Source organism: Quadrisphaera sp. KR29, assembly GCF_052644995.1.
The window spans coordinates 1-6,977 of the sequence record NZ_JBQXXG010000035.1 but is presented as its reverse complement, the minus strand read 5'-3'; the positions used below and the strand labels follow the sequence as shown (position 1 = coordinate 6,977).

Here is a 6,977-nt window from a genome sequence, read left to right as displayed (position 1 = left end):
CGCGGGAGGGGACCGGCGCCCGCCGTCGTCCGGGGAGGCTCAGCCCGCCGAGGGCGCCGGCGGCACCGGCACCGCCGGCAGCAGGTCGCGCACCGCCTGCTCGTACTGCTGGTCGCACTCCTGGCGCCCGGCAGCGGTCAGCGCGCTGTCCAGGCAGGCCTGGCGCTGCGAGGTCGCCGGCCACAGCGCCAGGTTCACCGCCTCCACGAGCAGCAGCAGGCCCACCATCCCCAGGCCGAGGCCCAGCACGAGCACCGCCGTCCACCGCAGCCGCGCCCGCACCGCCTGCACGAGCGCCACCACCCCGACCACCGCGCCCACCAGCACGAACACCGTGCCGCCCAGGCGCCAGGGCAGCGGCAGCGCCGTCAGCGCCACCAGGCCCGCCAGCACGAGCAGGGAGAAGTGCAGGCCCAGCCGCGCGGTGCGGGCGGCGCGCTGGGGGTCCGGCGGGCGCCGCTCGGCCGGGCGGTGGGGCACCGAGGGGGGCAGCTGGCGGCGCTCCTGCTGGGGGTCCGCACCGCCCGCGCCCCCGGGAGCGCCGGGGCCCCGACGGCCCTGCGGGCCCCCGCCGCCCCGCTGGGACCCCGGCGGTGCGTACGGGTCGCTCATGCCTGCGTGCTCCTGCTCTGCTCGCCCTGACCTCGCCCCGCGGAGTGCCCGCCGCCGGCGTCGATATCGTCTCCGAACGTGACCGCGGCCAGCACACCCCCCTCGCGCTCGCGCCTGGTGGTGCTGGCCTCCGGCAGCGGGACCCTGCTGCAGGCGCTGCTCGACGCCGCGGCCCGCCCGGACGCGCCCTTCGAGGTGGCCGCCGTCGGCACCGACTCCGCCGGGCGCGCTGCCGCCGCGCTGGAGCGCGCCGCGCGCGCCGGTGTGCCCACCTTCGCGGTGGAGCTGCGCGACCACCCCGACCGCGCCGCCTGGGACGCGGCCCTGGCCGCCGAGCTGGCGCGGCACCGCCCCGACCTCGTCGTGAGCGCCGGCTTCATGAGGGTGCTGGGGCCCGCGGTGCTCGGCGCCTTCGGCGGGCGGACCCTCAACACCCACCCCGCGCTGCTGCCCTCCTTCCCCGGGGCCCACGGGGTGCGCGACGCCCTGGCGCACGGGGTGAAGGTCACCGGCTGCACCGTGCACCTGGTCGACGCCGGCGTCGACACCGGGCCGGTGCTCGCCCAGCGCGCCGTCGAGGTCCTCGACGACGACGACGAGGCCGCGCTCCACGAGCGCATCAAGACCGTCGAGCGGGCGCTGCTCGTCGACGTCGTGACCCGCATGACCACCGGCGGCTGGACCGTCGAGGGAAGGAAGGCCCGGCTCCCATGACCAGCACCCCCACCACCCCCACCACGTCCGCGGCACCGGTCGCCGACCGCAAGCCCGTCCGCCGCGCGCTCGTCAGCGTCTCCGACAAGACGCGGCTGGAGGAGCTGGCGCGCGGGCTGCACGAGGCCGGCGTCGACATCGTCTCCACCGGCTCCACCGCGCACCGCGTGGCCGCGGCGGGCGTCCCGGTGACGCCGGTCGAGCGCATCACCGGCTTCCCCGAGAGCCTCGGCGGGCGCGTGAAGACGCTGCACCCCAGCGTGCACGCGGGACTGCTGGCCGACGTGCGCGACCCCGACCACCGCCGCCAGCTCGAGGAGCTGGGCATCGAGGCGTTCGAGCTGGTGGTGGTCAACCTCTACCCCTTCGAGCAGACCGTCGCCTCCGGCGCCGGCCCGGAGGACTGCGTGGAGCAGATCGACATCGGCGGGCCGGCGATGGTGCGCGCCAGCGCCAAGAACTCCGCGTCGGTGGCCGTCGTCGTCGACCCCGCCGACTACGACGCGGTGCTGGCCGAGCTGCGCGCCGGCGGGACCACCCTGGCCCAGCGCCGCCGCCTGGCCGGCAAGGCGTTCGCGGCCACCGCCGCCTACGACGTCGCCGTCGCCTCCTGGTGGGCCTCCACGCTGGTCACCGAGGAGCACGACGACGCCACCACCCCGGCGTTCCCCGGCTTCGCCGGCGCGACGTGGACCCGCTCGCAGGTGCTGCGCTACGGCGAGAACCCCCACCAGGGCGCCGCGGTGTACACCGCCCGCACCGGCGCGCTGGCCGGTGACGACCCGGGCCTGGCGCGCTCGGAGCAGCTGCACGGCAAGGCCATGAGCTACAACAACTACGTCGACGCCGACGCCGCGCGCCGCGCCGCCGCTGACTTCACCGAGCCGGCCGTCGCGATCATCAAGCACGCGAACCCGTGCGGGATCGCGGTCGGTGCCGACGTCGCCGCCGCCCACGCCGCGGCGCACGCCTGCGACCCGGTCTCGGCCTTCGGCGGCGTCATCGCCACCAACCGGCCGGTGACGCTGGCGATGGCTGAGCAGGTGGCCGAGGTCTTCACCGAGGTGGTGGTCGCCCCGGACTTCGACGACGACGCCCTCGAGGTGCTGACGCGCAAGAAGAACGTGCGCCTGCTGCGTGCGTCCCTGCCGCCGACCGGCGCGGCGCGTCCGGAGTTCCGCGCGGTCTCGGGCGGCCTGCTCCTGCAGGACGCCGACGTGCTCGACGCCGCCGGGGACGACCCGTCCGCCTGGACCCTCGCCGCGGGCGGCGCTGCCTCACCGGACGTCCTGGCCGACCTCTCCTTCGCCTGGCGCGCGGTGCGCTCCGTGCGCTCGAACGCGGTCCTGCTGGCGCGCGGCGGCGCGTCGGTGGGCGTGGGCATGGGGCAGGTCAACCGCGTGGACTCCTGCCGCCTGGCGGTCGAGCGGGCCAACGGCCACGGCGAGGAGCGGGCCCGCGGGGCGGTGGCCGCCTCTGACGCCTTCTTCCCGTTCGCGGACGGGCTGCAGGTGCTGCTGGACGCGGGCGTGCGCGCCGTGGTCCAGCCCGGCGGGTCGGTGCGCGACGAGGAGGTCGTCGCCGCGGCGCAGGCCGCCGGCGTGACGATGTACCTGACCGGGGCGCGGCACTTCACGCACTGACCCCTGCCCCAGCGGACCGCAGCCGGGCGCCCGGCTGCGGTCCGGGGAGGCTCCGGGACCGCAACCGGGCGCTCGGTTGCGGTCCAGGAGGGGGGAACCGCAGCGGGGCGCTCGGCTGCGGTCGGGCACGGTGGCCGCGCGGTCACGCGGGTGGCCGAACGCCCGTGATCACGGGGGGTCAGGAGGCGCGGCTGAGCAGGTGCGCCTTCTCCACCGCCTCCACGGCGAGGGTCTTGTAGCCCTCGCGCTCGAAGAGCACGGTGATCCGATCCCCGTCGGTGCTCATGACCACGCCCGGGCCCCAGGAGGCGTGCTCAACGGCGTCGTCGACGGCCCAGCCGCCGGGCGCGTCACCCGCGGAGTCCCGCTCCGCCTGCACCGCGGCGGCCGAGCCCGACCTGCAGGTGTCGCAGTCGCCGCAGGGCTGCTCCAGGTGCTCGCCGAAGTAGGCCAGCAGGTACTGGCGGCGGCACCCGGTGGTCTCGGCGTAGCCGCGCAGCATCTCCAGGCGCGACCTGTCGGTGCGGCGCCGCTCCTGGGCGGCCTCGACAGCGGCCCCGACCGCCTGGCCGACCGCGGTGCCCGGGTCCGTCCACGCCGCCCCCTCGCGGGTCACCTCCACCGCCCCGGCCTGCTCCAGCAGGTTCAGCAGGCCGGTGGTGCGCGTGGCCGACAGGGACGCCGCCGCGCGCACCTCGCTGGCCGCGACGGGCTCGCCCCCGCCGTCGTGCACCGCGCCCGCCACCGCAGCGAGCGCGACCTCGTCGGGGCCACCGCCGGCGTGGAAGCGCTGCAGGCCCAGGTCCTCCGAGCGGTAGCACAGCGTGGCCAGCGAGGGCTCGCCGTCGCGGCCGGCGCGACCGACCTCCTGGTAGTAGCTGTCCAGGGAGTCGGTCACCGAGGCGTGCAGGACGAAGCGCACGTCGGGCTTGTCGATGCCCATCCCGAACGCCGAGGTGGCCACGACGACGTCGAGGTCGCCCTGGGTGAAGGCCTCGTGCACCCAGTGGCGGTCCTCGGCGGACAGGCCCGCGTGGTAGGCCTCCACGTCCAGGCCGAGGTGGGACAGGTCGTCGGCGTAGGCCTCGGCGTCCTTGCGGGTGGCCACGTAGACGATGCCGGGCTTGGCGGCCGTCGCGGCGCGCTCGACGACCACGGCGCGCTTGGCCTCGGCGCCGTCGGTCTCGCGGACCACCTCCAGGAAGATGTTGGGCCTGTCGAAGCCCTGCACCACGACCTCCGGGTCGTGCATCCCGAGCCGGGCGACCACCTCGCGGCGCACCGGCGGCGCTGCGGTGGCGGTCAGCGCGCACACCACGGGCCGGCGGGAGGCGCCCTCCTCCTCGTCCCCGGCGGCGAGCTCGGCGACCACGTCGCCCAGGCGCAGGTACTCCGGGCGGAAGTCGTGCCCCCACGCCGAGACGCAGTGCGCCTCGTCGACGACGAAGAGGCTGGGGCGCAGCGCCCGCAGCCGCTCGCGCACGTCGGCCCGCGCGAGCTGCTCGGGGGCCAGGAAGACGAACTCCGCGTCGCCGGTGCTCAGCGCGTCCCACGCGGCGCCGTTCTCCTTCGCCGACTGGGAGGAGTTCACCGCGACGGCGTCGCGCACGCCGGTGCGGGCCAGCGCCTGCACCTGGTCGCGCTGCAGGGCGATCAGCGGGGAGACGACCACGGTGGGGCCGGGCATCCACAGCGCGGCCAGCTGGTAGACGGCCGACTTGCCGCGCCCGGTGGGCATGACCGCCAGCACGTCGCGGCCGGCCAGCAGCGCCTGCACCGCCTCACCCTGCCCCGGGCGCAGCGCGTCGAAGCCGAAGCGCTCGCGGGCGGTGCGCTCGACGTCGGCCAGGGTCGGGCGGCGGGTCGGGCGGGACGCGGTGCTGGTGCTCACCGGCAACTGCTACCCCGTGCGGCGATCGACACGCGGTGGGCCCCGTGTGAGCCGCGCCTCCTCCGCCCGGGCGGCCCAGCCGCGGCTAGCCTGGCCGGGTGGAGCCAGCACGGACGGACACCGGTCCGCCCGAGCCCGGCCCAGAGCCGACGCCCCAGCCCGGCCCAGAGCCGACGCCCCAGCCCGGCCCAGAGCCGACGCCCGAGCCCGGCCCGGAGCCCGGCCCCGCGCGGGAGGGCCACCAGGCGGCCGACGACCCCGCCGGGCGCTCCGCCGCGGACGCTTCCGGGCACTCCGCCGCGCGCTCGGCCGAGCGGGCCCCGCAGGACGAGCGCGCCCCCTGGCCACCGCCCACCGCCCTCGTGTGGGGCTTCGGCGCCGGGCTGCTCGCGGTGCTCGTCGTCGCGGCCGCCGTCTCCTTCGGGCTGGCCGGGCTGCTGCTCGCCGGGCTGCTGCTCCTGCTGGCCGTGCTGCACCTCGTGCTGCCCATCGCCGCGCTCGGGCCGCTGGCCGTGCGCACGCCCTGGGTCGACGCCACCACCTGCCTGCTGCTGGCGGTGGGGGTGGCGGTGCTGGCCGTCGTCGCTCCCGGCGGGCTGGGCGGCTGAGGTCCCCCCCCCCCCCCCGGGCGCGCCGCGCCGGCGACTTGACGCCGGCTCGTCGCCCGCGACACGCTGCGCCCACCCATCCAGAGCGGCTGAGAGACCTGGCTCGCTGACGCCGCAGCAACCGACCGACCGAGCGCCCCGCGGGGCCCCCGGGGAGCGGTGCTCCCGCCAGGACCGATGAGGAGTCGAGGAGACACCTGATGAGCACCTCCCTGCCCCGCCCCGCCTCCGAGCTCGCGCCGGTGGAGTTCGCCTACTGGGTGCCCAACGTCTCGGGCGGCCTCGTGGTCTCGAACCTGCCCCAGCGCACCAGCCACGAGCCCGCCTACAACATCGAGACCGCGCGGGCGGCGGAGGCGGCCGGCTTCACCTACGCCCTCTCCCAGGTGCGCTACGCCGCCTCCTACGGCGCCGACGCGCAGCACGAGTCGACGTCGTTCTCGCTGGCGCTGCTCCTGGCCACCGAGAAGCTCAAGGTCATCGCTGCGGTGCACCCCTACTTCTGGCCGCCGGTGGTCCTGGCCAAGTGGGCCGCCACCGCCCAGGCGCTCACCGGTGACCGCCTGTGCCTCAACGTGGTGTCGGGCTGGTTCAAGAAGGAGGCGCTCGACCTCGGCGCCACCTGGCTCGAGCACGACGAGCGCTACGAGCAGTCCGAGGAGTTCATCCAGGTCCTGCGCGGCGCCTGGACCACCGACCACTTCTCCTTCCAGGGCAAGCACTTCCAGGTGGGCGACGTGAACTTCCGCCCCCAGCCGGACGTGCTGCCCGAGGTCTTCCAGGGCGGCAACTCCACCGCTGCCCGGCAGATGGCCGGCCGGGTCTCGGACTGGTACTTCATGAACGGCAACACCCCTGAGGGCGTGGCCGAGCAGGTCGCCCAGGTCGGCGGCTACGCCGCGGAGAACGGCCGGAGCATCAGGTTCGGGCTCAACGCCTTCGCCGTGGTCCGCGAGACCGAGGCCGAGGCCGTCGAGGTCCTCGACGCGATCATCGCCAACGCCGACGCCGACAAGGTCAACGACTTCGGCAACGCCGTCAAGGAGGCCGGGCAGGCCGCCAAGGACGGCAAGGGCATGTGGGCCGACAGCGAGTTCAAGGACCTGGTCCAGTACAACGACGGCTTCCGCACGGGCCTCATCGGCACCCCGGAGCAGGTCGCGCGCCGGGTGCTGGCCTACCGGCTCATCGGCGTCGACCTGGTGCTCCTCGGCTTCCTGCACGTCAAGGAGGAGGTCGAGGCCTTCGGGCGCACCGTCATCCCCCGGGTGCGCGAGCTCGAGGCGGAGCTGGCGGCGCTGCCGGAGGGCACCGACCCCGTCGAGCACCTGGGCCTGGCCCAGGAGCTGGCGGCCGCGCTGGAGGTGCTGGGGCGTCCCGGCGCCGTCGTCCCGGTCTGAGGCCGCAGGGCGGGGGGGGGGGGGGGGGGGGGCCCCCCCCGCGCCCCCCCCCCCCCCCCCCCCCCCCCCCCCCCCCCCCCCCGGGGGGGCGCGCCCCCCCGGGGGGAGG

6 protein-coding genes are annotated in these 6,977 nt (G+C 76.6%); 4 read left to right on the top strand and 2 right to left on the bottom strand.

What is annotated here, in order from left to right:
- Nucleotides 1-39: 39 nt before the first annotated feature.
- Complete coding sequence (locus ACUN9U_RS18215) at nt 40-612, bottom strand: hypothetical protein (protein ID WP_445486415.1); 573 nt, start codon at nt 610-612, stop codon at nt 40-42.
- Nucleotides 613-690: 78 nt separating this feature from the next.
- On the opposite strand from ACUN9U_RS18215, the gene purN reads away from it, so the two are divergent.
- Together purN and purH are read left to right on the top strand one after the other, a co-directional pair.
- The gene (gene purN, locus ACUN9U_RS18210) at nt 691-1,326 is read left to right on the top strand and encodes a phosphoribosylglycinamide formyltransferase (RefSeq protein WP_445486414.1); all 636 of its coding nucleotides are present in this window, start codon (nt 691-693) and stop codon (nt 1,324-1,326) included.
- Nucleotides 1,323-2,969, top strand: a complete 1,647-nt coding sequence (gene purH, locus ACUN9U_RS18205; RefSeq protein WP_445486413.1) for a bifunctional phosphoribosylaminoimidazolecarboxamide formyltransferase/IMP cyclohydrolase — start codon at nt 1,323-1,325, stop codon at nt 2,967-2,969. The genes purN and purH overlap by 4 nt, the downstream gene beginning before the upstream one ends.
- Nucleotides 2,970-3,147: 178 nt before the next feature.
- On the opposite strand, the gene ACUN9U_RS18200 is transcribed toward purH, so the two are convergent.
- Nucleotides 3,148-4,860: a RecQ family ATP-dependent DNA helicase gene (locus ACUN9U_RS18200; protein ID WP_445486412.1), complete on the bottom strand. Its 1,713-nt coding sequence runs from the start codon at nt 4,858-4,860 to the stop codon at nt 3,148-3,150.
- A gap of 98 nt (nt 4,861-4,958) precedes the next feature.
- Here ACUN9U_RS18200 and ACUN9U_RS18195 point away from each other — a divergent pair, with 98 nt between their 5' ends.
- Together ACUN9U_RS18195 and sfnG are read left to right on the top strand one after the other, a co-directional pair.
- The gene (locus tag ACUN9U_RS18195) at nt 4,959-5,468 is read left to right on the top strand and encodes a DUF3017 domain-containing protein (protein ID WP_445486411.1); all 510 of its coding nucleotides are present in this window, start codon (nt 4,959-4,961) and stop codon (nt 5,466-5,468) included.
- A 200-nt stretch (nt 5,469-5,668) separates the two neighbouring features.
- Entirely contained in the window at nt 5,669-6,868 is a 1,200-nt protein-coding gene (gene sfnG / locus ACUN9U_RS18190; RefSeq protein WP_445486410.1) for a dimethylsulfone monooxygenase SfnG, read from the top strand.
- Nucleotides 6,869-6,977: the final 109 nt, after the last annotated feature.